Raw genomic sequence first — 24529 nt, forward strand, 5'->3', positions numbered from 1 at the left:
GGTTGATCAAGTGCGGTGCAACCTGAAACCTTCGCTTTGCAAGCAAAGCTCCAACAGCCAGTTTCAGGCCAGTAGCCCCCGGCCACGTGCCGGGACATTCTTACCCGCGGAGGGCCCCATGAGTGCAGTAATACCCGGAACATCCCTGGCCATTCATCCGGAACGCTTCCCGGACCCGGTGGACGACCTGCCAACGGATGGCATCCGCAAAGCCATTTTGGCGGGGGGGTGCTTCTGGTGTGTGGAAGCGGTTTACCTCAATCTGGACGGCGTATTGGCGGTCACTTCTGGTTATACCGGTGGCCATGCCTCCCGTGCCAATTATGAGGCGGTCTGCACCGGCACCACCGGTCACGCGGAAGCGGTGGAAATCGCCTACGACAGCAAGGTGATCAGCTACGGCCAATTGCTCAAGGTGTTCTTCTCCGTCGCCCACGACCCGACCCAGAAAGATCGCCAGGGCAACGACCGGGGCACCCAGTACCGCTCCGCCATTTTCTATCAGAGTGCGGAAGAAAAAGCGGTGGCCGGGGCCTATATCCAGCAGCTGGAAAACGCCGGGGCCTTTACCGCTCCCATCGTGACCACACTGGAGCCCCTGGAAACTTTCTACCGGGGCGAGGATTACCACCAGAACTTCGCCAGTCACAACCCGAATCAGGGCTATATCGTTCACGTGGCCAAGCCCAAGGTGGAAAAGCTCATCCACGCCTTTCCCGATCTGCTCAAGGGGGACACCCAATGAGCGCAACACATTCCGCCAGCGGTCATGATCTGACCCCTCTCAGTGACACGGAAAAACAGCAACGCGCGGAAAGCCTCACCGCCGAGGAAAGACGCATTCTCCTTAATCAGGGCACGGAACCTCCCTTCTGCGGCGGCCTGCTCGACAACAAGGAAAATGGCGTCTACCACTGCAAATTGTGCGAGCTGCCACTTTTCGCCGCCAGCGCCAAATTCGAATCCGGTACGGGCTGGCCCAGCTTTTACCAGCCCTTTGACCCGGAGCATATCCGCGAACTGCGCGACACCAGCCACGGCATGGTCCGGGTGGAAATCCGCTGCGCCCGCTGCGACGGCCACCTGGGGCATGTCTTCCCGGACGGACCGCCCCCTACCGGCCTGCGCTATTGCCTGAATTCGGCGTCGATGGTGTTCAAGGCACAAAACGAAAATCGCTAAAGCCAGCCCCTTCCGTAGAGCGGCGCTGGCGGCGCGATAAGCCCCGTTGCGAGTAAGGTGTTACGGGAAGCGAAAACCACCTGACTTGACCGTGTTTTAGGGGTTTGCCTTTCGAAACTCGCTCCTCGCAACCCGAAACGCTGGTTTGTCGCGCCACCAGCAACGCTCCTGCCCCCTGCCCATCCCCGGCCTCACAACACTCCTGACTTGACCGCAGCGTACAGCGGCCGTTTCTGTCATTGCCTCCCGCAACACCCTGTATACCATCGGATGTGACCCCCAAGTCACAATACCCTGCAATGGAAATCACAGGAGGCAACATGAACGCCGCGACCCCTGCCCCACGCCGCGAGGAAAGCGCTGAACAGCGCTGGAATCGCTTTTCTGTCCTGAAAACCGGTGAGGATTACCTGGCTAGCCTGCGCAACCGCGGCACCCGCCTATTCCTGTTCGGCGAGCTGATCGACGAACCCGCTGACCACCCGATCATCAAACCCAGCATCAACGCCCTGCGTGCCAGTTACGATCTGGCCATTGAGGATCCGGAATTGGCCACGGCCTGGTCACCGCTGATTGATGCTCCGGTGAACCGCTTTCTGCACATCGTGGAATCGCCGGCAGACCTGGTGAAAAAGAACAAGATGCAACGCCGCATGGGGCAGATTACCGGGACCTGTTTTCAACGTTGCACCGGCCTGGACACCATCAGCGTGCTGCATTCGATTACCTACGAGATCGACGAAAAGCATGGCACACAGTATCACCAGCGTTTCCTGGATTTTCTCGCAGAAGCGCAGCGCAAGAATATCCTCATCGCCGCCGGCATGACCGACCCCAAGGGCGATCGCAGCAAGCGCCCGGCCCAGCAGAGTGATCCGGACATGTTCATGCGCGTGACCCGTCGCACGGACAAGGGCATTTACGTGAAAGGCGTGAAAGCCCATATGACCGGTGGCTGGAATCAGCACTGGATCTGCGTCATGCCCACCATGAACCTGACTGAAGACGACCGGGATTATGCGGTGGTCGGCATGATCCCCGGCGACGCGGAGGGCATCACCTATATCTACGGCCGCCAGAGCTGCGATACCCGGGCCATGGAAGGCGGCGACATCGATCAGGGCAATGCCGAATATGGCGGCCAGGAAGTCCTGGTCTATTTCGATGACGTCTTTATTCCCCATGAGCATGTGTTCATGGACGGCGAGTACGAATTTGCCCAAGACATGGTGGCCCGTTTCACCGCCTATCACCGGGCCAGCTATGTGTGCAAAACCGGCCTGGGCGATGTGCTGGTGGGTGCCGCCGCGTCCATTGCCGAATACAACGGCCTGGAGAAAATCAGCCATATTCGCGACAAGCTGGTGGAAATGGTGCACCTGAACGAAACCATCTACTCCTCAGGCATCGCCAGCTCCCACGAGGCCAAGCAGATGCCCAGCGGCATCTTCATGAACGACGCCATGCTGTCCAACGTGTGCAAGCACAACGTGACCCGCTTTCCCTATGAAATCTCCCGACTGGCACAGGATCTGGCCGGCGGCATCATGGTCACCATGCCCAGCGAGAAAGACCTGGAAAACCAGGAAGCCGGCGACATTATCCGCCGTTTCCTGAAAGGCCGGGACGACATTCCCACCGAAGACCGCATGCGCATCCTGCGCCTGATCGAAAACATGACGCTGGGCCGCAACGCCGTCGGCTACCTCACCGAATCCATGCACGGCGCCGGGAGCCCCCAGGCACAGCGCATACAGATCCTGCGCGGCATGGATGTGGACGCCAAGAAATGGCACGCCCGCAAACTGGCCGGCATCAAGCAGGTTTCTTGACGCCGCTACTTGCCAGCCCGGGGCGTCCTGCTAAACTAGCGCCGCTCTGAATAACGGGCATGCCGGGATAGCTCAGTCGGTAGAGCAACTGATTCGTAATCAGTAGGTCCGCGGTTCGATTCCGCGTTCCGGCACCATCGAATCATAAAAAAGCCGCCTTAAAAGGCGGCTTTTTTGTTTTGGTCCATCCTGCGACAGCCTCTTATTTCCCGCCGAAGGCCTTCTGCCAACCCACCGTGAAGGTGTAGTCGTTTTCCATCTGGACACCATGCAGGGATTGGTGAACCGGGGCCTTGTATTCCAGCGCCAAACGATGGCCCTTCAGTGTGCCGTTCTTGCCCAACAGGTTCAGCCCCAGGCCGATATCCAGTCGCTGCCCACCCTTGGCGTCCGGATCGGCGGCAGGATTCATGTTGGGTGAAATGGTCAGATCTTCCGCCTGGCCATGAATGTCCGACCACCAGCTTTTGTAGGCCGCCAGAGAGACAGAGGCCCAGGGACTGACTGGCTTCGCTGCCCAGGCCGTCAGGTAACGTCGGGAACCCAGTTTGTAACCCTGATCATTCTCATCCAGTGCGATTCTGGCACTCACCTGCGCACCCCAGCTCCAGCTTTGGTATTGCTTGTTCAGGGTAATGCCCGGGCGTGCCTCGTAGCTGCCAGACCCCAACTGCATGGGATATGGCAACTGGATCTCCTTGCCCTGCATGGGCACATAGTCTTCTTCATCAATGGAGCCGGTGGGCAACCCCAACACCAGGTTCAAATGAAGACGATAGCCGTCCTGGTCGAAGAACTTGTAGAGGCCACCGATGCTGGCATCACCAATACCGGAGGTTTCGGTGTCGAACTCGTCATCCATGGTGTTCATCATCATGGTCATGCGAGTTTTGGTGGTCATCTTGTTGGTGGTATACGGCAGCATGGCCATCAGGGTGAGATTGTCCGTCGGCGCGTACATGCCCCCGAGCATGTGCATGTGCATGGTCATCTCGTCGGGCAATGCTTTCATGTTCATCATGCCCATGCCGGGAATCTCGCCGAAGGCCTCGTTGGTACTCAGGGATTCACTGCCGGACCTGGCGCCACTCATCCCCATGCCCATATAACGATAGGACAGCATCCATTCGCCTTTGCCATGGGTGTGGTCACCCATCACGGAAATCGGCGCATGGCTGTCGGCCCGACCGCCATCATAATGAGCCTGGACCTGGCCCACGCTGGCCATGGCCGTTGCCACCACGAGAAATTTTGCTGTCTTGGGCATGTGTCGCCTCCCCACTGAATAACAGAAGTGGGCAGCCTAACGATGCTGCGGGCAAAACCAATGTGGCAAAACGTCGCAGCGGTGAGGGGCGCCTGTATCAGGAGAATTGCTTGCGATATTGCCCGGGGGCACAACCCTGCCAGCGCTTGAAGGCATGGTAGAAATTGGCGGTATCGGAAAAGCCCAGCTCCATGGCCAGTGCCTGCATGTCACAACCCGGGCCGCGCAGTGCCTGACAGGCATGCTGATGACGGACCTGGTCGCGGAGCTGGGCGAAGCGGGTGCCCTCCTCCTGAAGCCGTCGCTGAAGGGTGCGAGGGGTCATGGCGAGCGCATCGGCTACCGCTTCCATGGTCACCGTCTGGCCTCCCAGCATGATTTCCAGCTGCTTGATCACCTGACCGGATACGCCCGCAGCCCGCGACAGCCCCGACAACACCTGATCCGCGGATTTGCGCAGACGTTCATTATACTTGGGATAGGCCCGGGGCAACGGCTCGGCTAACAGACTGCCCGGAATCGTGATGGCATTGTGCTGTTGGGCGAAGTACAGCGGACACTGGAAAAACCGCTGGTAAACCGCAAGGTGTTCGGCCACCGGCTCGTCATGGAGAAACCAGGCACTCCTTACTGGCATGTCACCCGCCAGCAAGGAGCGTCCGATGGCCACCATGGTGGCCACCACCACTTCGTTATGGGTACGGGTGGCGGTAAAGCGCAGGCTCGGATCCTTGCTGGCCACTGCCAGCATCACTTCGTCGTCGCTAGTCGTCAGAGAGAAATCCAGGTACGGAACCACCAGATCCTTGTAGCGAAACAGCATGGCCAACCCCTGTTCCAGGGTGTCGGCCGTTGCCATCAGGTTACCCAGCAGATCCAGGTTGCCGTAATGATTGTCGGCCCCCACCTGCAAACCGAACAAGGGATCATCGCTTTCACTGAACGCGGAATAAAGCAGTTCATCCAGCTGCAGCAGGCTGATGAACCGGTCATTGCGTCCGACAATGTCCGCATCAATACCGGCCCGTTCGAACAGGGACTGCACATCCAGACGCCCGCGCAGGGAGACTTCAAGAAGGCCGGGAAGAATGGAAGCCGGAAGCAACGTTGTGTTCATGGTGTTTCCTCGCAATCCCCAGAAACTAGGCAAAGGTATCGGGCAGGTCAACCAGCGGCCGGGGATTGGCCCGTTTGACCTACTGGAGGTTCCCTCGGACAGTGAGTACTCTAGAGAGCCCTGAATAACCCCCTTGCGAAGCGGGTCAGGGCATAGGTGTAACACCTCATCCAGCTTCCTGCTGTTACCCCAATCAACAACCGGATCGATTATGCTCAAACGCTATCTGGTCGACGAGGTCACCGACACCCGGGCCTCGCGCAAACAGGCCTTCAAATTGTTCACCGACGCAACCAACTGGCAGAACTGGTGCTCGGTGGTACGTCATGCCCGACTGCTGAATGGCAACTGGCGCCCCGGCGCCCTGCTACTGTTCGTGGCAGACTTGCCTGGGCTGCCGCCGGCGCCGGTGGTGGTCCGGGTGATGGAATACAAGGAAAACGAGCGTATCACCTGGGGCTTGCATCTTCCCTTCGCGCGTATCACCCATCGATTCACCTTTATCGATGACGGCCAGGGTGGCTGTCGCGTCCACCAGGAAGAATGGACTGAAGGGCTGCTCACCCTGCTGGCCTGGCCCGCCGGCAAACTGATTCACCGATTCGATACCCGCTTTGCGGCAGAATACGCTGCCATGTTCTGATTGTTGACCCTGAACGGATTCCTTCATGACGCATCGACTGTTTAATGCCTACTGCCGGGTTGTGCTGGCTCACCCGGTTTTCTGGCTGGCTCTGCTGGCGCTTATCTGTTCGGTCGCCGCCTGGCAGGCCCGGGACTTCAAGATTGATGCATCGGCGGATTCGCTGGTGCTCGAGAACGATGAGGCATTGCAGTACTACCGGAAGATTTCCAAGCGCTACGGGGGCAGTGATTTCCTGATCATCACTTACACCCCGTCCCAGGCGCCGCTGTTCCAGCGCGATACCCTGGCGCACTTGCAGGCATTGCAGAACGATCTGAAACAGGTCGACCGGGTCAGTTCGGTGTACAGCATGCTGGATGTCCCCCTGCTGTTCAGCCCCCAGGTGGAGTTCAGTGACCTGGCCAACGACTACCGCACCCTCACCGACCAGGATGTGGACCTGTCACTGGCAGAAAAGGAATTCACCGAAGAAAACCCGCTGTATGAAGATCTGCTGGTCAGCGACGACGGCAACACCACCGCCCTGCTGGTGAGCTTCGAGCGCGACGAAAAATATTACGACCTGCTTTACCGCCGCAATGAGCTGCGTGCCCAGCAACACGAGGGCGAGCTGGACGAAGACGGCGAACAGGCGCTGGAAGAGGCCTCCCAGGCCTTCAGTGACTACAGCAGCCAGATTCAGGAACGCACCGCCGGCGAGATTGATCAGGTGCGTCATATCATGGACAGCTACCGGGACGAGGCAAAACTGTTCCTCGGCGGGGTGCCCATGATCGCCACGGATCTGGTGCGCTTTATTCGTGCGGACCTGAAAATCTTCGGCATCGGCGTGCTGGCGTTCCTGATCGTTACCCTGTTCATGATTTTCCGCCGCCCCCGCTGGGTAGTCGTCCCCCTGGCCTGCTGTGGTGTCACCGTGCTGACCGTGACCGGCTGGCTGGGCTGGATGGACTGGAAAGTCTCGGTGATCAGCAGTAACTACATCTCGTTACTGCTGATCATCACCATGTCGATCACCATTCACCTGACCGTACGTTTCCGGGAGCTCCATGAGGAGAACCCGGAGGCCAGCCAGAAATGGCTGATCCGGGAAACCGCCGCCCATATGATGCGGCCCATGATCTACATGATCCTCACCACCATGGTGGGCTTCTCGTCCCTGGTGATCAGTGGCATTCGCCCGGTGATCGACTTCGGCTGGATGATGACCTTTGGCCTGGGCGTGGCGCTGGTGGTCTGTTTTCTGGTTTTCCCGGCCCTGTTGGGTCCGTTGAAGGCCGGCCAACCGCAACAGGGGCGCGACTTCAGCCGCAAGTTCACCCTGGCCTTTGCCGACTTTACCGAACGGCACCGCCCTACCCTGATGGTGCTGGCCATTGTCACCGTGGTCGCCTCCCTGTGGGGGATCAGCAGATTGACGGTGGAAAACCGCTTTATCGACTACTTTCAGAAAGACACGGAAATCTACCAGGGCATGCTGCAGATTGATCGCAAGCTCGGGGGCACAACGCCGCTGGATATCGTCATCGATGCGCCCAGTACTGACGCCCGCAGTGCGACAGCGTCATCCGGGCCTGCCACCGGCTGGGACGGTGAATCCATGGACGACAGCGCCGCAACAGATCCGTTCGCGGCGGGTGGCGATAGCGACCCGTTTGCCACTGCAGAGCCGGACCCGTTTGCCGATAGCGACCCCTTCTCCGCTGGCTCAGGCGGCGACGATCCCTTTGCAAGCGCGCCCTCTGCCGATCCGTTTGCCGAATCTCAGCAGGCCAAGCCCAATCCATTGAAAGGGGCCTACTGGTTTACCCCGGCACGTCTGGCCCAGCTGGTGGAAATCCAGAATTACCTGCAATCCCTGCCGGAAACCGGCAAGGTGCTGTCCATCGCTACCACCTACAAGGTGGCGGAAAAACTCAACGAGGGACCGCTCAGCTATGTCCAGTTGATGCTGCTGGCCAGCTTTATTCCCGAGGACCTGCGTGATCAGCTGGTGCGTCCCTACCTGTCCGACGACGGCAACCAGGTGCGTTTCAGCGTAAGGGTGATCGATTCGGATCAGAACCTGAACCGCAACGAGCTGCTGGCCAAGATCCGCACCGACCTGGAAAGCGACTTTGGCCTGCAACCCGAGCAGGTAAACCTCACCGGCGCCATGGTGCTCTACAACAACATGCTGCAAAGCCTGTTCGATTCCCAGATCAAGACCCTGGGCTATGTGTTTGCCGCCATTCTGGTAATGCTGCTGATCCTCTTCCGCAGCCTGCCGGTGGCGCTTATCAGCATGGTGCCAAGCCTGATCTCCGCATCTCTGGTGCTGGGCCTGATGGGCTGGATTGGCCTGCCGCTGGACCTGATGACCATTACCATCACCGCCATCACCATCGGCATCGCCGTGGATGACACCATTCACTACATCCACCGCTTCCATGAGGAGCTGCCGAAAGATAATGACTACGTAGCCACCATGAAGCGCTGCCATGGTTCCATCGGCAAGGCCATGTACTACACCTCGCTGACGATCATTGCCGGCTTCTCGATCCTGGCGTTCTCCAATTTCAACCCCACGGTGTACTTCGGCCTGCTCACCGGCCTGGCCATGCTGGTCGCCCTGCTCAGCAACCTGACGCTGCTGCCGGCACTGCTGATCTCGGTGAAACCGAAGCTGCGGGCGGGATAGGAACGAGTTGCGAGAAGCGAGTCTCGAAAAGCAAACCACCCCGCCTTTCGAAACTCGCTCCTCGCGACTCGTCACTGCCTTTGATTGACCACTGACCAAATGATCAGTATATTGATTGTCCGGGTGGCCCCAGGCCTTCGTACTGTGACCCCAGGAAGACCTGATTGATCTCCGTAGCCCCAGGGATGGGGCCGGGCTCCCGGACTTATTCGATAGATCGGAAAGGCGAGATTGGGAAAGGTAAAGGGAAAGAAGGAGTGGGCCGATTCATTGGCACCATGAAACAGCCAGACTCATTGATCGTCTTGCCGGTCCGGCTGGCACTGGGAACCCAGCAGATTCCGGGCAAGCACGTAGCGGTCCTGGGCGCTCTCAGCCCGGATCTCGCCCACCGACAAGTACTGCAGGGTCCAGTTATCCCAGATCCGGGTATAGCGACTTTCCAGCAGCACATCACCACGCATCATGGTGGCCCGCTCGGCCTTCACCGTCAGCTTGTCGCCATTGCGGCGTATCTGATAGCCCTCATTGGGATATAGCACTTCCAGACAGGCCAGAAAGCGCTTCAGGGTCATGTCCGAGGGGGACCCTACCGTGAACGCCAGTGGCAGGTTGGGCACCTCCAGCATGAGGTTATGAATATTGGCCCCGTCCAGCCTCTCCAACCGCTGATTCTGTGCCTTCTCCTGTTCCTCTTCGGCATTTCGCAGGGTTTCCGCCATTTGCTGGGCCTGACGCATGTCCTCACGGATCTGGCGGCGCCGTTGGGCCTGTTGCCGCTGCGCTTCCTTGTGGTCCAGTACCGCCTGCCAGGCGATCTCCACTTCCTGATCCACCTGTCGGGCATATTCTCGGGCCTTGCGGGCCTGGGCAATGCGTTCTTTACACTCCTCATGCCATACCGCCCCCTGCTGCTGTCTCAGGTAACGGCCGTCGATGTAGTGCTGATAGAGAGAAAGGCACGCTCCTGTCCGGGCACCCAGTGCGTCGATCTCATCGTAGTCGAGACCATCCACCAGGGTCGGGGCACGGGTCCAGCCCAGCCAGTCGGCCGTGGCCGGCACCAGGGAACTGCAACCGCTGACCGCGGCTGCCAGACACCCAATGAGAATAGCCGGAACAATACGCAAAACAGAACGTCGCCTGTGGCATCGGGACAGGAAGAAAGGGGGTAGCCAGACTACCCCCTCCGAGACATGCAGAACCTTAACGTGCAGCGATCTTTTCTTTCCAGATCACCGGTCCAGTCTTGTGAACGGATTCGCCCTTGGAGTCCACTGCCACGGTCACCGGCATGTCTTCCACCTCGAACTCGTAGATGGCTTCCATACCCAGATCTTCAAAGGCCGCTACGCGTGACTTGCGAATAGCCTTGGACACCAGATAGGCGGCGCCGCCCACGGCCATCAGATACACCGCTTTGTTGTCCTTGATGGCCTCGATAGCGGTATCGCCACGCTCGGCCTTGCCGACCATGCCGATCAGCCCCGTTTCTTCCAGCATGGTGCGGGTGAACTTGTCCATCCGGGTGGCTGTGGTCGGGCCAGCGGGGCCAACCACCTCATCGCCCACCGGATCCACCGGACCCACGTAGTAGATAAAGCGGTTGGTGAAGTCCACCGGCAGTTTTTCGCCCTTGGAAATCATGTCTACCATGCGCTTGTGGGCCGCATCACGGCCGGTGAGCAGCTTGCCGGACAGTAGCAGGGTGTCACCGGGCTGCCAGGTCTGCACTTCTTCCGGGGTCACGGTATCCAGATTGACGCGCTTGGCGCCCTCATCATTGCCCCAGGCAATCTCCGGCCATTCTTCCAGATCCGGCGCTTTCAGGTCCGCTGGCCCCGTGCCGTCCAGGGTAAAATGGGCATGGCGGGTGGCAGCACAATTGGGAATGATGGCCACCGGCTTGTTGGCCGCGTGGGTTGGATAATCGGCCACTTTCACGTCCAGGACGGTGGTCAGGCCGCCCAGACCCTGGGCACCGATGCCCAATGCATTGACCTTTTCGAACAGTTCCAGACGCAGCTCTTCAGAGCGGTTCTGCGGGCCACGGGCCTGCAACTCGTGAATATCGATGGGGTCCATCAGCGATTCCTTGGCCAGCAGCATGGCCTTCTCGGCGGTACCGCCAATGCCGATGCCCAGCATGCCCGGCGGGCACCACCCGGCCCCCATCTTGGGAACCTGCTCCAGCACCCAGTCAACCACGGAATCAGAAGGGTTGAGCATGGCAAACTTGGACTTGGCTTCGGAACCGCCGCCCTTGGCCGCCACGTCAATCTCCAGCTTGTCACCGGGCACGATGGAATAGTTGATCACCGCCGGGGTGTTGTCCTTGGTGTTGGCCCGCTTGCCGTCCGGGTCCGCCAGCACCGAAGCGCGCAGGACGTTTTCAGGATGGTTGTAGGCCCGGCGTACACCTTCGTTGATCATGTCATCCAGGCTCATGTCGCCTTCAAAAGTGACATTCATGCCCACCTTGGCGAATACGGTCACGATACCGGTGTCCTGGCAAATAGGCCGACGGCCCATGGCAGACATGCGGGAATTGACCAGGATCTGCGCCATGGCGTCCTTGGCAGCCTTGCTCTCTTCCTTCTCGTAGGCTTCGGTGACGGCACGAATGAAATCCACCGGATGGTAGTAAGAGATGTACTGCAAGGCATCAGCCACGCTCTGGATCAGGTCATCCTGGCGAATCACCGTCATGGGATTACTCCTGCTGGGACAATTTGGGGGCGCGTAGTATAGCGCAGAGTGAGAAGCCTGAGAATTTTACCTAGACGCCCCTACCAAAGGCACCCGTAGGAGCACCTCTTGAGGTGCGAACCGCGCTTGCGCGGAAATCGCCCGCAGGGCGATCAGGAATCGCAGAACTCGACAGGCTCCAGAAAGAATGACGGACAATCGTCCTTATTGCCTCGTGCCGCTCGGTTCGCGCCTCGAGAGGCGCTCCTACAGCGGCTTCGTAGAAATGCCAAGGTCTTGGGGACTTTCCACCCTGTCCCCATCCAACGAGCGTAGCTCGTAGCTCATTCAGTCGCAGCGGGTATTGTTGAGCAAACGCAGCAGATGATCGTTGATCACTTCCGGCTGCTCCAGATGCAGGAAATGCCCGGCATTGGCAATCTGCTGCAACTCCACGCCGCCGCTGAAGTCAGTGTCCACCAGAGTATGTTCGAGCAGTTTGGGACTCATGCAGCCGTCATTTTCGCCGATCAGAATCTGGGTGGGCGTGGCGATATCCTGCCCCAGCCAGGTCAGGGCCTTACGCTGCTCCTTCTTCCACAGCTTGAACATGGCCCGATACCAGGCCAGCGCTGCACTGATCACCCCCGGCTCCGCCAACGTGTGCTTGGCATTGTCCAGGTAGAGCCCCGGGTCCCAGTCCGGCGACCAACGCCGCCAGAGGGTTTCCACACCACCCAGATCGCCGCGCTTGAGCCAGGCCTCCGGGGCCACCGGCAACTGGAAAAACTGCATGTAGCCACTGAGCAGCACCTGTTCCGGAACCTTGAGCAGTGCCTGGGGAATCCGGCGCAGGGGCGGTATGGCCAGAGCGCTGAAAGAGCAGAAGGTTTCCGGGGACTGGGCGCAGGCCAGGTAGCCCACCGCCGCCCCCCAGTCATGACCGATCAGGTGCACGCGGCCACCCAGCTGAGCGGCAAACACCATCAGGTCGTCCACTGCGGCATACAGAGAATAATCGCCGCTTCCGGACTGGCAGCCCGGGGCATAGCCGCGCAACGCTGGCGCAATGGCGGTATAACCTGCCTCCGCCAGCGCATTGATTTGCACCGCCCAGTTTTCATGGGTATCCGGAAAACCATGCAACAAAATCACGGGCTCGCCACTGCCGGCCATCAGCGCCGGAAAACGCAAGTCACCGTTTACCAGTTCAACTTGTTTCATCGAATTACCTCAAAGTGCCGGGTCAGCGGCGCCTCTGAATCCCGGGTGATTACCTCTTCCACCCGGGCCATGGCCGGCCCCTGGCGCATAGCGTCCAGCATCGCCGATACCGCATCCGGCAGGCCGTGCAGGATGGCTTCCACACGGCCGTCGTCACAATTACGTACCCAACCGGCAAGATCTCGCAGGCTGGCTTGGTGTTGGGTCCAGGCCCGGTAGCCTACCCCTTGAACCCTGCCGCTCACCAGTACATGTTTAGTGATCGCCATCATTGCTCTCCCCAATCTCCTCGTCGGTAATACTGTCACGACGGTGAAAGAGTGTATCCAGCGGCATATCCAGCGGCGCCATCATACCGTCACGGGCCTGATCCATCTTTTCCTTCAATACCTGCTCCCAGGCGGATTCATCATTGCCCAGGCGCACCCGAAGCTGGGTATGGGCCGGCCACGGCAGCATAGCTACCAACTGTCCCAGTGTCAGGTTGCGCAGATCCCGGGATAGCATATAACCGCCCTCGTCCGTGCGCCGTATCAGCTTGGCGTCCATCAATAAGTTGCGAAACTCATCCCACTGACTGACTCCGCAATCGCGCATCACCTGACGCACTTCCTTGCTGCGCAGCACCTTGCCCTGTTGCTGACGTAGCCAGAAAGCATGCAGTAAACGCATCAGCGCATGCATTCTCGGCACCCGACGTCGATGCTCCTGGAATACCACCAGGGCCCGAACCAGCTCCGCGCCACCGAGCACAATGATCCAGGAAATGTACACCCACAGAAGAAACAGCGGCACCGCCGCAAACGCCCCATACACCACTTCATAGCTGGGGGCCTGGCGGATAAAAAAGGCAAAACCGCTTTTTGCCAGTTCAAACAGCAATGCTGCAGAGGCCGCACCCAGCATGCCCTGACGCAAAGGGACATTGGTGTTGGGAACCACCGTGTATAGCAACGTCAGCATGGCCGTGGTGAAGAGGAAAGGCAGCAACGACAGCCACAGCCTGACCCCACCCAGATAGTGCACGGTGTCACTGAAAATAGCCTGGGAGGTGAGATAGGACGAGATCGCCAGCCCCGCACCCAGACAGATCGGCCCCAGTGACAACACCGCCCAGTACATCATCAGACTGGTAAGCCCCTTACGGGCAGTGCGCACCTTCCAGATTCGATTCACGGTCTGTTCGATAGTCCGCAGCATCAATACCGAGGTGATGATCAGAATAATCACCCCCGGGCCGGTCAGATTGGTGGCCTGGCGGGCAAACGACTGCAGGTGCTCCAACAGCATATTGCCCGCCGACGGCACAAAGTATTCAAACGCCCATTGCTGGAGCTGAATCCCCTTGCCCTTCAGTGCAGGCACCGAGGCCAGTACCGAAAAGCTCACGGTCATCACCGGCACGATGGCAAAGAGCGTCGTGTAAGTCAGTGCGGCAGCGCTTTCCCGACAGCCATCTTCCTTGAACTGACGCACCAGCAAGGCAAAAAAGGCACGAATGGAATCCAGCCTGGCGCGGACCGGAATGACCTCTTCATCAGTTTCCATGCTATCGGCATCCTCTCCTTGCCAGCGGATTCAAGCGCCTTACAATGACACCCTCATCCACAGAATATGCAAAACTCATGACGGACTACACCCTCTTCCATAATCCACGCTGCTCGAAATCCCGCCAGACGCTGGCATTGCTGGAAGACAACGGCATCCAGCCCACTATCGTAAAGTATCTGGACGACACCCCGGACGCCGCCACGCTGAAAACTCTGGTCAAGAAACTCGGCTTACCCAGCGCCCATGATCTGGTGCGTAACAAGGAAGCCGACTATAAAACGGCCGGCTTGTCCGCGGAAAGCAGCGACGATGAGGTCATTGCTGCCATGGTGCAGTACCCGAAACTGATTGAGCGTCCCATCCTGGTACGGGGCAACAAGGCGGTACTGGGGCGTCCCCCGGAAAACGCCCTTAACCTGCTGGACTGACTCGCTGATGACGGATTATGTATTGGTGCTTTACTACAGCCGCAATGGCAGCGTAGCCAACCTGGCGCAACAGGTTGCCCGTGGTATCGAAAGCACCGGCATGGAGGCGCGACTGCGCACGGTACCGGCAGTCTCCGCCAACTGTGAAGCCAGTGAGCCCGCCGTACCCGAACAGGGGGCTCCCTACGCCAGCCTGGATGACCTGGCCGGATGCAGTGGTCTGGCGCTGGGATCCCCCACCCGCTTCGGCAATATGGCGGCACCCTTGAAATACTTTGTCGACCAGACCAGCGATCTGTGGATGAAAGGCACCCTGATCGGCAAACCCGCCGGCGTATTCAGTTCCACCAGTAGTCTGCATGGTGGCCAGGAAAGTACCCTGCTATCCATGATGACCCCGCTGCTGCATCACGGCATGGTCATAACCGGGGTGCCCTATTCCGAACAGGCGCTGCTGGATACCCGCAGTGGCGGCACTCCCTACGGTCCTACCCACGTTGCCGGTATCGATGCGGACCCATCGCTGACCGATCATGAAATCTCCCTGGCACGGGCGCTGGGCAAACGCCTGGCGACCCTGACCCGCCAACTCAAGGCCTGACAATGAATCTTCTGCTTCTGCGTATCAGCTACGCACTCTTGCTGTTTGTGGGCATCACCGGGCTGTTCAGCCTGGCGCCGCCGGATGTCCATCCTCTTTCCAGCATCATCTTTGCGGCGATTCTCTACGCACCGCTGGTGCTGATGCTGCCGGCCGTGATCAGTGGTAACAAGCGCCAAGCCACCTGGTTGTGCTTTATTCTGCTGTTCTATTTCTGCGGCTATGCTGTCCAGCTACTGGATCCGCCGCCGGTGCGCACCCTGGCCATCGCCAAGACCTCGCTGACGGTGATGCTGTTCGTATTCTCTGCCCTGCAGATTCGCCAGGGGCAAAATGCTGATTGACGAACGGTATGAGGTGGAGACACCGGAAGGGGCCATGCTCAGCCTGTCCCTGGCGGGCCCGGTAACCCGGGCCATGGCCTACGGTATCGACCTCCTCCTGCGTTTGCTGATTTTCGCGGTCCTGGCGTTTGTGCTGGGCATGCTTGGCAAAATGGGTATTGGCCTGCTGCTGATTATCGGCTTTGCCCTGGAATGGTTTTACCCCACCCTGTTCGAAGCGCTGCGCCATGGCCAGACCCCGGGCAAGAAAGCCATGGGCATTGCCGTGGTCCACGCCAACGGCAGCCCGCTCAGTTTTAACGGCAGTCTGATCCGGAATCTGCTGCGCACTGCAGATGCTTTCCCGCTGTTTTATCTGCTCGGTTTTATCACCACCCTGATCAGTCCGCGCTATCAGCGCCTGGGGGACATGGCGGCCAACACCCTGGTCGTCCATATCGAGCAAACCGGGAGCACCCGCAAGCAACACAGCGGCCCGGCCAATCCGCCGGACTGGCCACTCAGCGCCCAGGACCAGCTGGCTCTGCTGGCCTTCCACGAACGCCAGGATCAATTCTCCGAAGCCCGCCAGCAGGAGTTGGCGCAACTGGCGTTCCCGGAACTGAACCCGTCCCAGGCATTGCAACGCCTGCGAGCCGTAACCCGTTACTTGCTTGAGGGGGCACGGTGAAACAGGCTCGCTTCGAACAACAGTACCGACCTCTGTGGGAGTCGCTGGAACAGCAACTGGAGCAACTGGAAGCGCTGCGGGTGTCGCGCAAGAAACGCCTGCCGCTGGACCGCTTCGTGGCAGATTACCGCCAGCTATGCCATCAACTGGCGCTGGCCCGGGAGCGCACCTACAGTCTGGAACTTCAGCAATACCTGAACAATCTGGTGCTGCGCGCCCACCGCCAGCTGTACCGCTACAACCCGCCCCTGGCGGATCGTATTGGTGCATTCTTTGCCCATGGCTTTCCCGCCGCCGTGCGACGGCAATGGAAGTGGCACCTGGTCAGCGCCCTCAGTTTCGTTCTGTCCATCGCCCTCGCCTGGATTCTGGTGCAGCAGCAACCGGAGATGATTTACACCGTAGTAGACGAAGCCATGCTCTCGGATCTGGAGCTCATGTATCAGCCGGAGGATTCGGGCAGCAGCGACATCCATGCCGGGCGAGAGGGCGAGGATGATGTGCTGATGTTCGGTTACTACATCAAGAACAACATCGGCATTGCCTTTCGTACCTTTGCCGGCGGTCTGCTGCTGGGCGTGGGTGCCATCTTTGTCATGCTGTTCAACGGCAGTTTCTTTGGCGCCATCGCCGGCCACCTGATCAACACCGGCGGCCATGAGGCCTTCTTTACCTTCGTCATCGCCCATGGGGCCCCGGAACTCACCGCCATCGTGCTGGCCGGCGGCGCCGGGTTGCGACTGGGCTGGTCGATTATTGCACCGGGACAATGGTCACGGCTGGATGCCCTGCGCCTGGCAGCACGGGATGCCTTGCCGACCATGTACGGGGTCTTCGCTCTGTTGCTGCTGGCCGCTTTCATCGAAGCGTTCTGGTCGCCCAGAGACTTCGACGCCACCATAAAATACAGCGTCGGTGCGGCCTGCTGGGCTCTGCTTTATCTCTATCTTTTCTTCGGGGGACGTAATGGAACTCGAGAAAGCTAGCGCCCGCCTGGCACCGCGTAGCCCCTGGCAGGCGGTGGACCTGGGCACAAAACTGTATCGGCAATGGGCCGCCCCCGTGCTATGGGTATGGTTGGCATTCACGCTGGTACCTTTCGGACTAATGCTTGGCTGGTCGCTGCTGGCAGAAACCCTGTGGCCGCTGTTCCTGTTCTGGTGGCTCAAACCCCTCTGGGAGCGACCGGTGCTGGCCTGGTACAGCCATGCCCTGTTTGCGGAAACCCTCACGCTCAAGCAACTGTTCCAGCGTTGGCGCCAGTACGCCCTGCCCGGCCTGGCCAGCCAGCTCACCTGGCGCCGTTTCAGCCCTGCACGCAGTTTCAACACCTGCGTCTGGCAACTGGAGGGCGCCAAGGGGGAACAACTCAGCCAGCGTTTGCGGGCACTGAACAACTACCCTTCCAACCGGGCCGGCATCATGACCATCGTGGTGCTGCATCTGGAGCAGTTCATGGCCATGGGGCTGATGGTACTGCTTTACACCCTGGTGCCCTGGCAATTCAGCCTGGAATGGAGTGACTGGTTCTACGATCAGGGTGCCCTGCAGATGGCCATTGCCAGCGCTACTCTGTACCTGGTCATGTGTGTCACCGAACCACTCTATGTGGCCTGTGGCTTTGCCCTCTATCTGAACAAGCGCACCTGGCTGGAAGGCTGGGACCTGCAACTGGGCCTGACCCGGTTGGGCCGCCACCGGGCAAGCCGCACCGGTGCCACCCTGCTAATGCTGCTGGCCCTGTTGCTGCCCTTGCCAGAACCGGTAACGGCACAACCTTCCCCCCGCAATAATGAAGAGCAACAGCAGGTCATCGAACTACTGGCCGGCCCGGACTACATGCCCTTCGAAGAACGCACCGAACGGCAATGGAAAGATCAAGACGACGACAGCGATAGCTGGCTGGAAAAATTCTGGAAACACTTCTTCGATAACCTGGACGATGATGAGCAACAGGAACCCTCCGACAGCCCCTTTGATATCCCAGATGCGGTGCTATGGATACTGTTCTGGGGTGTCTTCGCCGGGCTGGCGATCTGGCTGCTGATCAAGGTCATGGATCAGCTGGGGCTGGGGAGCCGCAATCGGGATAGCACCCCGGTGATTCCTACCCATGTGGCCGGCATGGATATTCGCCGCCAGAGCCTGCCGAAGAACCTGCGCGACGCCACGGAACAAGCGCTCGGTGCCAACGACATTCGCCTGGCCCTGTCGCTGATGTTGCGCAGTGCCCTGGCCGAGCTGCTGCGCCGCTATCCGGTGTCACTGGCCGCCGGCAGCACCGAACAGCAATGCCTGCGCAACCTTCAGGCCGCCCATGGTGAACCCTTGCCGATTCTCTATCTGCAACGCCTGATCCAGGCCTGGATCAGCACGGCCTGGGCCCATCGTCCGGTGGACGCCGAGACGGTGCGCACCCTGCTGGCTGACTGGGAGCAAATCAGCGCAGAGGTGGCCGCCAATGCGTAAAAAGCTTCCCTGGCTTGGCGCCCTGCTCGTAGTGGCGCTTACGATCGCTTATTACGCACTGACCGAGCCGGTCACCGTGATCCAGAGAGCGGCGCCGGACAGCGCCATTCAACGCAATCCCTACAGCGCTGCCCAGGACTGGCTGACACAGCGAGGCCAGCCAAGCACACGCATACTGAGTGCCGCAGCCCTGTTCCCGTTGCCGGAAGAAGACACCACCCTGATCATCGACAAACAGCGCGGCTTGCTCAATACCGGTCAGGTCCGCTCACTGTTGCAATGGGTGGAAGCTGGCGGTGAACTGATCGTCGAAGCACGCCCATTGCCAAAATCCCGGGATGAAGATACCGCCACCGAGAGGGAGTGGCAGGACAACGACCCCCTCCTTTTCAGCCTGGGAATCACGGTCTGGAAAAGTGAACAGGAAACCGTCGACGAAGCGCTGGACCCGTTTTTCGAATTGCTGGATGCGCTACCGGCCTTTGCCGGTAATCCCCTGCAATACTGCCTGCTGACCGATAACGACGAACTGCGGGAAACCTGCGAAGCACTGGCCTGCGAGGCGCCCCCACAACCGGAGCCGCTGCTGCTGCATGCCGGTGATGATCAACCCTCCCGACGCATCCAGCTGCATAGCCAGCATGTACTCTGGCACGACAGCTGGAACGAGGAAGACACCCCGCCAGAGTTTCTTCCCGAGTGGCCGGCGGAAGTCACCGCCTATGCGGACAATGATTTCGGCAGCCAACTGGTCCAGTTATCCCTGGGCGATGGCCAGATCACCGTGCTCACCGACCTGGGACTGTGGAATAACCAGAATCTGCATTATTTCGACCATGCCTGGCTGCTGGCCTGGCTCACCGGCGATCAGCCGGTGTGGTTCGTGCGCTCCGTGGCCATGCCCCCCCTACTGCAATGGTTATGGCTTCGCGCCCCGGAACTGGGAACCGCCTTGCTGTTGCTGCTAGGCCTGTGGTTGTGGTCACGGATTCCCCGCCGCGGCCCGATTCAGCCCGTTGCCGAAGACAACCATCGGGATTACCTGCAGCATCTACACGCCAGTGGTTATTTCCAGTGGCGCACCGAACAGCAGGACACCCTGCTCACCGCCTTGCGCCAGCAGGCACAAGCCCGACTCAACCGTTACCATCACCAGCGCCAGCAGGCCCTGGAACGCGCCGCCGCGCATCTGAAGGTCACCGTGGCACAACTGGACCATGCACTGACACAGCCACCGGCAAACCGCGACCAGCTCACCCAGCAAGTAAGCCTGCTGCAGGCTCTAAGGAGTGAAACATGACACAGCCCACCACCCTGGCCGACGCCACCCGCCTGGCCCAGGATATTGAACACCATCTCAATCAGGTGCTGATCGGTCAGCGTCAGGTGGTTCGTGAAGTGCTGATTGCCCTGGTATCCGGTGGCCATGTGCTGATCGAAGGGGTACCCGGGCTCGGCAAGACCCTGCTGGTGCGCAGCCTGGGCAAGGTACTGGAACTGGATTTCAACCGTATCCAGTTCACCCCGGACCTGATGCCCACGGACGTCACCGGCCACGCCATGTACGACCAGAAAAGCGAGCAGTTCCGCATTCGCCGCGGCCCCGCCTTCACGCAACTGCTGCTGGCCGATGAAATCAACCGGGCACCGGCCAAGACGCAGGCGGCGCTTCTGGAAGTCATGCAGGAGCGGCAGATCACCATCGAGGGCAAGGCGTTCACCCTGAATGAGCCCTACATGGTGCTGGCCACCCAAAACCCGCTGGACCAGGAAGGCACCTACCCGCTGCCGGAAGCGGAACTGGATCGCTTCCTGTTCAAGGTGCTGATCGACTACCCGGATCATGCGGACGAAACCCGCCTGGTGAACATGGTGCTGGACGGCACCATCCGCTCCAGCCTGGATGTGGAAAGCCTGACTCCCGTCACCGATGCCGCCGGTCTGAAAGCCATGAAGACCCTGAGCGACAGCGTGCTGATTGATGACGAGGTGCTCGACTATGCCCTGCGCATCGTTCGCGCCACCCGGGACTTCAGCGGTTTGAGTCACGGCGCCAGCCCACGCGCCAGCATCGCCCTGGCCCGGGCCAGCCGGGTGCAGGCCCTGTTCGAGGGCCGCGACTTCGTCACCCCGGACGATGTACAGCAGGTGGCCCGCCCGGTACTGCGGCACCGTATCCAGCTCAGCGCCGATGCGGAAATCGAAGGCCAGACTCCGGAAACCGCCCTGGGTCGACTGCTGGAACAGGTGGAAGCGCCGAAGCAATGAAGCCTGCGCCGCGTCTTCTCCTGCTCGCCGGCCTGTGGGCGCTACTGGCCCTGCCATTGCTGGTCATACCCGGCATGCTGGCCGTGGCACTGTGGTGGGCCCTGGGCGGCCTGGCCCTGGTGATTGCGCTGCTGGATCTATGGCACGCCCGCCGCCTGCCCGCCCCGCAGGCGCACCGGGAGCTGCCTACCGCTTTGTCGGTGCAACAGCCGCACCTGGTACGAGTCAGGGTTACCTCGGCAAGCCTGCCAGACAGCGTGGAGCTGGCCGACCAGCACCCCGGCGATGATCCCCACACCGGCCTTCCGGCCACCCTGACGCGCGCAAAAGAAGAACTGACCGAGCTGACCTATCATTACCGGCCCAGCCGCCGCGGCCCGGTACAGTTCGGCGATCTGGTGTTCTGGTTCCCCAGCCGCCTGAAGCTGTGGCAGGTACGCAAGGTGTGCGACGCCACCTGCACCGTGCCGGTATACCCGGACTTTTCCCGGCTCAGTCACAGCGGACTGGATGCCAGCCATGCCCACCTGCTCACCGGCACCCGCCTGCAACCGCGCCGCGGCGAAGGCATGGAGTTTCACCAGCTACGCGAATACCACCCGGGTGACAGCCTGCGGCAAATCGACTGGAAGGCCACCGCCCGACGGCGCAGCCTGATCAGCCGGGAATACCAAGATGAACAGAATCAACAGGTGCTGATAATGCTGGATGGCGGCCGCCGTCTGGGCATGCCGGTGGGCTCACTGACCGGTTTCGATCACGCCCTTAACGCCGCCCTGCTGCTCGCCTGGAGCGCCCTCAAGCAAAAGGACAAGGCCGGCGCCATGCTCTTTTCCGGCGACCAGCCACGCTGGCTACCGCCGGTGCAGGGCCAGCAGGGTATCAACCACCTGCTCAACGGACTCTACGATCTGCACCCCAGCCAGCATGCCAGCGACTTCAGCCTGGCCGCCCGGCAACTGGTCCGCCGCAGCCGCCGGCGAGCCCTGGTGGTTCTGGTTACCCGCCTGCAGCAGGAAGATCTGGATGACTTGATAAGCGCCGTGTCGCTGCTGCGTCGCCACCATCTGGTGCTGATTGCCGACATGCTGCTGCCGGAGCAGGAACAACTGTCACGGCAACCGGTGGGCCATGATTTTGATCAGGCCCTGCAAGTCTGTGCCGACGCTCAGGAACAACAGGCCCGCCACGACCTGCATACCCGCCTGCGTCACGCCGGCGCCCTGGTCACGGCAACCACCCCGCAGCACATGCCGGCGCAGCTCAACAACCTTTACCTGATGCTGAAACGCAGCGGACGGTTATAGATCCAATCCCGCCCCGCCGTACGAGCGTCGCTGGCGGCGCGATCAAAACAGTTGCGAGTAGCGAGTTTCGAAAGGCACAACACAATAAGGTTGGCGGCTTTTCGGAACTCGCTTCTCGCTACTCGAAACCGGTTTACATCATGAGCGCGGCCTCTTCCGTTGCAGCACCAGAAAAGCCCGGTCGCGTCGCTGTTAACTGTTCACTATTCACTGTTAACTAAAACGCTCCAGTCCACTGATCAAGGGCAATCAAAAACCTCGCCAAGCCCCTTCTCCAGGGAAATAGACGTCCGACCGTAGAAATCTGCCAGGGTCTGACACCAGTGCCGGGGACGTTCAGAAAGGCCGTTTTCCAGTAAGGAAAGCGCCTTATCATGCACCTTCATTGCAAAGTCCCTTTCATCCCCCGCCTCCCCATCCAGGTTATCCAGTGACACCCGAAACGGATGCCCGCAGGCCGCACAGAAAAGCGCCTCATAGGCCTGGGGCAACACTTCTACCCGGGTGAACTCTGCCTGCTGCTCCGCATTGCGGCCATCCGGTGCATACCAGTAGCCATAATCTTCCTGCTGACGGCGCGCCGGACCTGCCACGCACCAGTGGGCGATTTCGTGCAGGGCGCTGCGGAAATAGTCACGGGTATAGCAGATACGATGGGGATTGCCCGGACGATACACGGGTTCGTCCGCGCCGCCTTCCAGCACGGTGGTGTGGGAATGAAAAAAAGTGGCCCTAAACAGTCTGTCCAGGTCCTCGCTACGGTGCCCCCGAACAGCGCTTTGCGGTATGGTAGCCGCCTTTGTTTGGCCCTGTGGTTTACCGCCAAGATCACCCATAAGATTCGTCGCGCCTATGTCATCCCGTCGTCAGGAGCTCGTCGCCCAGCTCACCCTTGCCCTGCCCATTCTCGGCGGCCAGTTGGCCCAGACCGCCAATGGCTTCGTGGATACCATGATGGCCGGTCGGGTCAGTGCCAATGATCTGGCGGCAGTGGCGGTGGGTGCCAGCATCTGGGTGCCCCTGTTTCTGTTCATGACCGGCGTGCTGATGAGTGCCACGCCGATTCTGTCCCGCCATCTCGGCGGCGAAGCTTACCATCGCATCAACCCGCTCGCCCAGCAGGGCATCTGGCTGGGCCTGGGGCTGGGGGTGCTCTGTGCCATGATCCTGCGCAGCATCGCACCGGTGTTGGTGTGGATGGACGTGGACCCGGCCATTCGCCCGCTGGTCAGTGGCTATCTGGATGCGCTCAGCTGGGGCATGCCCGGTGCCGCCCTGATGCTGGCCATGCGAAGCTACACGGAATCCATGAATCACACTCGCCCGGTGTTGCTGTTCAGTGTGATCGGCCTGCTGATCAATATCCCCAGCAACTATGTGCTGATCTACGGCAAGCTGGGCTTTCCCGCCATGGGCGGCGTGGGCTGTGGCTGGGCGACCTCCCTGGTGATGTGGTCCATGGCACTGATGATGCTGTTTTATACCCACCGCCACCCGGTGTACCAGCATGCTCCGCTGAATCTGCGCCGGCGCCACGTTGAGATGGCCAGTCTGGGGTACATGTTGCGTCTGGGACTGCCGGTGGGCTTATCGATCTTTTTCGAGGTCAGCATCTTTGCCGTGATTGCCCTGCTGATTGGCAGCCTGGGCGCCCAGATCGTGGCCAGCCACCAGATCGCCCTGAATTTCACCTCGCTGATTTTCATGGTACCGCTCAGCTTTTCCCTGGCGGCCTCCGTGCGAGTGGGCCATGCCAGGGGACGCCACGACGAGCAGGGGCTGCGACATGCGGTGCAGGTGGCACTCTGTATCACCACCGTGGTGGGCGTGACAGCGGCAGCGGCGCTGGTCCTGGCAAGAGGCTGGATCCCCCATATCTATACCAACAACCGGGACGTCATTGAGCTGGCCACCTATCTGTTGCTGTTCGCGGCGTTGTATCAGGTATCCGATGCCCTGCAGGTATGTGCCAACGGCTGCCTGCGCGGCTTTGAAGACACCGCCTGGCCAATGATCATGACCCTGTTCGCTTACTGGGGTGTGGGCCTGCCACTGGGGTACGGCCTGGGCCTGACCCACTGGTTCGGCGAACCCATGGGGCCGGCAGGGTTCTGGATCGGACTGGTGGCGGGCCTGACCGTGGCGGCGATTCTGCTGGGATGGCGGCTGCGCTGGCGGATGCGGCAAACCCTGTCACCGACGGCTGACGTTTCACCTACGGCATCTCGGTAGGGTGCACTGAGCCTAGGGCGAAC

At 60.2% G+C, this 24529-nt stretch carries 23 protein-coding genes and 1 tRNA gene; 16 read left to right on the forward strand and 8 right to left on the reverse strand.

Features of this window, described 5'->3' with window-relative positions; genetic code table 11:
* Window positions 1-118: 118 nt before the first annotated feature.
* From msrA to A0251_RS07450, 4 genes are all read left to right on the forward strand, one after another.
* A complete protein-coding gene (gene msrA / locus A0251_RS07435; protein WP_062816220.1) occupies window positions 119-745 on the forward strand; it encodes a peptide-methionine (S)-S-oxide reductase MsrA in 627 nt (208 codons plus the stop codon).
* Window positions 742-1182 (forward strand): peptide-methionine (R)-S-oxide reductase MsrB, encoded by a 441-nt coding sequence (msrB, locus tag A0251_RS07440; protein WP_062816221.1) that lies wholly within the window; start codon window positions 742-744, stop codon window positions 1180-1182. Before msrA ends, msrB begins: the two co-directional genes overlap by 4 nt.
* Before the next feature lie 320 nt (window positions 1183-1502).
* Window positions 1503-3014 (forward strand): 4-hydroxyphenylacetate 3-hydroxylase family protein, encoded by a 1512-nt coding sequence (locus A0251_RS07445; RefSeq protein WP_062816222.1) that lies wholly within the window; start codon window positions 1503-1505, stop codon window positions 3012-3014.
* Window positions 3015-3075: 61 nt separating this feature from the next.
* Window positions 3076-3151: transfer RNA gene (locus A0251_RS07450), tRNA-Thr, on the forward strand.
* A gap of 65 nt (window positions 3152-3216) precedes the next feature.
* Here A0251_RS07450 and A0251_RS07455 read toward each other — a convergent pair.
* Together A0251_RS07455 and A0251_RS07460 are read right to left on the reverse strand one after the other, a co-directional pair.
* Window positions 3217-4281: a transporter gene (locus A0251_RS07455; RefSeq protein WP_062816223.1), complete on the reverse strand. Its 1065-nt coding sequence runs from the start codon at window positions 4279-4281 to the stop codon at window positions 3217-3219.
* 97 nt (window positions 4282-4378) lie between these two features.
* Window positions 4379-5398: an AraC family transcriptional regulator gene (locus tag A0251_RS07460; protein WP_062816224.1), complete on the reverse strand. Its 1020-nt coding sequence runs from the start codon at window positions 5396-5398 to the stop codon at window positions 4379-4381.
* A 211-nt stretch (window positions 5399-5609) separates the two neighbouring features.
* Between A0251_RS07460 and A0251_RS07465 the strand changes: the two genes are divergently transcribed.
* Together A0251_RS07465 and A0251_RS07470 are read left to right on the forward strand one after the other, a co-directional pair.
* Window positions 5610-6041 carry an SRPBCC domain-containing protein gene (locus A0251_RS07465; RefSeq protein WP_062816225.1) on the forward strand — a complete coding sequence of 144 codons (432 nt, stop codon included), beginning with the start codon at window positions 5610-5612 and terminating at the stop codon, window positions 6039-6041.
* 25 nt (window positions 6042-6066) lie between these two features.
* Complete coding sequence (locus A0251_RS07470; RefSeq protein ID WP_062816226.1) at window positions 6067-8724, forward strand: RND family transporter; 2658 nt, start codon at window positions 6067-6069, stop codon at window positions 8722-8724.
* Window positions 8725-9017: 293 nt separating this feature from the next.
* Here A0251_RS07470 and A0251_RS07475 read toward each other — a convergent pair whose 3' ends face one another.
* From A0251_RS07475 to A0251_RS07495, 5 genes are all read right to left on the reverse strand, one after another.
* The gene (locus A0251_RS07475; RefSeq protein ID WP_062816227.1) at window positions 9018-9854 is read right to left on the reverse strand and encodes a hypothetical protein; all 837 of its coding nucleotides are present in this window, start codon (window positions 9852-9854) and stop codon (window positions 9018-9020) included.
* A gap of 76 nt (window positions 9855-9930) precedes the next feature.
* Window positions 9931-11433 carry a fumarate hydratase gene (locus tag A0251_RS07480; RefSeq protein WP_062816228.1) on the reverse strand — a complete coding sequence of 501 codons (1503 nt, stop codon included), beginning with the start codon at window positions 11431-11433 and terminating at the stop codon, window positions 9931-9933.
* A gap of 327 nt (window positions 11434-11760) precedes the next feature.
* Window positions 11761-12636, reverse strand: a complete 876-nt coding sequence (locus tag A0251_RS07485) for an alpha/beta fold hydrolase (protein WP_062816229.1) — start codon at window positions 12634-12636, stop codon at window positions 11761-11763.
* A complete protein-coding gene (locus tag A0251_RS07490; RefSeq protein ID WP_062816339.1) occupies window positions 12633-12905 on the reverse strand; it encodes an acylphosphatase in 273 nt (90 codons plus the stop codon). Before A0251_RS07490 ends, A0251_RS07485 begins: the two co-directional genes overlap by 4 nt.
* Entirely contained in the window at window positions 12892-14184 is a 1293-nt protein-coding gene (locus A0251_RS07495) for a YihY family inner membrane protein (protein WP_062816230.1), read from the reverse strand. The genes A0251_RS07490 and A0251_RS07495 overlap by 14 nt, the downstream gene beginning before the upstream one ends.
* Window positions 14185-14261: 77 nt before the next feature.
* Between A0251_RS07495 and arsC the strand changes: the two genes are divergently transcribed.
* The 9 genes from arsC to A0251_RS07540 are packed head-to-tail and all read left to right on the forward strand — an operon-like array spanning window position 14262 to window position 22274.
* On the forward strand, window positions 14262-14615 hold the full coding sequence (gene arsC, locus A0251_RS07500; RefSeq protein ID WP_062816231.1) for an arsenate reductase (glutaredoxin): 354 nt from the start codon (window positions 14262-14264) through the stop codon (window positions 14613-14615).
* Between the two features lie 7 nt (window positions 14616-14622).
* Entirely contained in the window at window positions 14623-15216 is a 594-nt protein-coding gene (gene wrbA, locus A0251_RS07505) for an NAD(P)H:quinone oxidoreductase (protein WP_197461879.1), read from the forward strand.
* A 2-nt stretch (window positions 15217-15218) separates the two neighbouring features.
* Window positions 15219-15560 (forward strand): DUF2069 domain-containing protein, encoded by a 342-nt coding sequence (locus A0251_RS07510; RefSeq protein WP_062816341.1) that lies wholly within the window; start codon window positions 15219-15221, stop codon window positions 15558-15560.
* Complete coding sequence (locus tag A0251_RS07515; protein WP_062816232.1) at window positions 15550-16230, forward strand: RDD family protein; 681 nt, start codon at window positions 15550-15552, stop codon at window positions 16228-16230. Before A0251_RS07510 ends, A0251_RS07515 begins: the two co-directional genes overlap by 11 nt.
* Window positions 16227-17216 carry a stage II sporulation protein M gene (locus A0251_RS07520; RefSeq protein WP_062816233.1) on the forward strand — a complete coding sequence of 330 codons (990 nt, stop codon included), beginning with the start codon at window positions 16227-16229 and terminating at the stop codon, window positions 17214-17216. Before A0251_RS07515 ends, A0251_RS07520 begins: the two co-directional genes overlap by 4 nt.
* Window positions 17197-18699: a DUF4129 domain-containing protein gene (locus A0251_RS07525; protein WP_062816234.1), complete on the forward strand. Its 1503-nt coding sequence runs from the start codon at window positions 17197-17199 to the stop codon at window positions 18697-18699. Before A0251_RS07520 ends, A0251_RS07525 begins: the two co-directional genes overlap by 20 nt.
* Window positions 18692-19999: a DUF4350 domain-containing protein gene (locus A0251_RS07530; protein WP_062816235.1), complete on the forward strand. Its 1308-nt coding sequence runs from the start codon at window positions 18692-18694 to the stop codon at window positions 19997-19999. Before A0251_RS07525 ends, A0251_RS07530 begins: the two co-directional genes overlap by 8 nt.
* Window positions 19996-20967 carry a MoxR family ATPase gene (locus A0251_RS07535; protein WP_062816236.1) on the forward strand — a complete coding sequence of 324 codons (972 nt, stop codon included), beginning with the start codon at window positions 19996-19998 and terminating at the stop codon, window positions 20965-20967. Before A0251_RS07530 ends, A0251_RS07535 begins: the two co-directional genes overlap by 4 nt.
* Entirely contained in the window at window positions 20964-22274 is a 1311-nt protein-coding gene (locus A0251_RS07540) for a DUF58 domain-containing protein (protein WP_062816237.1), read from the forward strand. Before A0251_RS07535 ends, A0251_RS07540 begins: the two co-directional genes overlap by 4 nt.
* A gap of 239 nt (window positions 22275-22513) precedes the next feature.
* On the opposite strand, the gene A0251_RS07545 is transcribed toward A0251_RS07540, so the two are convergent.
* Entirely contained in the window at window positions 22514-23062 is a 549-nt protein-coding gene (locus tag A0251_RS07545; protein WP_062816342.1) for an elongation factor P hydroxylase, read from the reverse strand.
* A 64-nt stretch (window positions 23063-23126) separates the two neighbouring features.
* Here A0251_RS07545 and A0251_RS07550 point away from each other — a divergent pair, with 64 nt between their 5' ends.
* Window positions 23127-24506 carry an MATE family efflux transporter gene (locus A0251_RS07550; RefSeq protein ID WP_062816238.1) on the forward strand — a complete coding sequence of 460 codons (1380 nt, stop codon included), beginning with the start codon at window positions 23127-23129 and terminating at the stop codon, window positions 24504-24506.
* Window positions 24507-24529: the final 23 nt, after the last annotated feature.

The sequence above is a fragment of the Alcanivorax sp. NBRC 102024 genome (genome assembly GCF_001602235.1).
In the GTDB taxonomy this organism is placed as follows: Bacteria; Pseudomonadota; Gammaproteobacteria; order Pseudomonadales; family Alcanivoracaceae; genus Alcanivorax.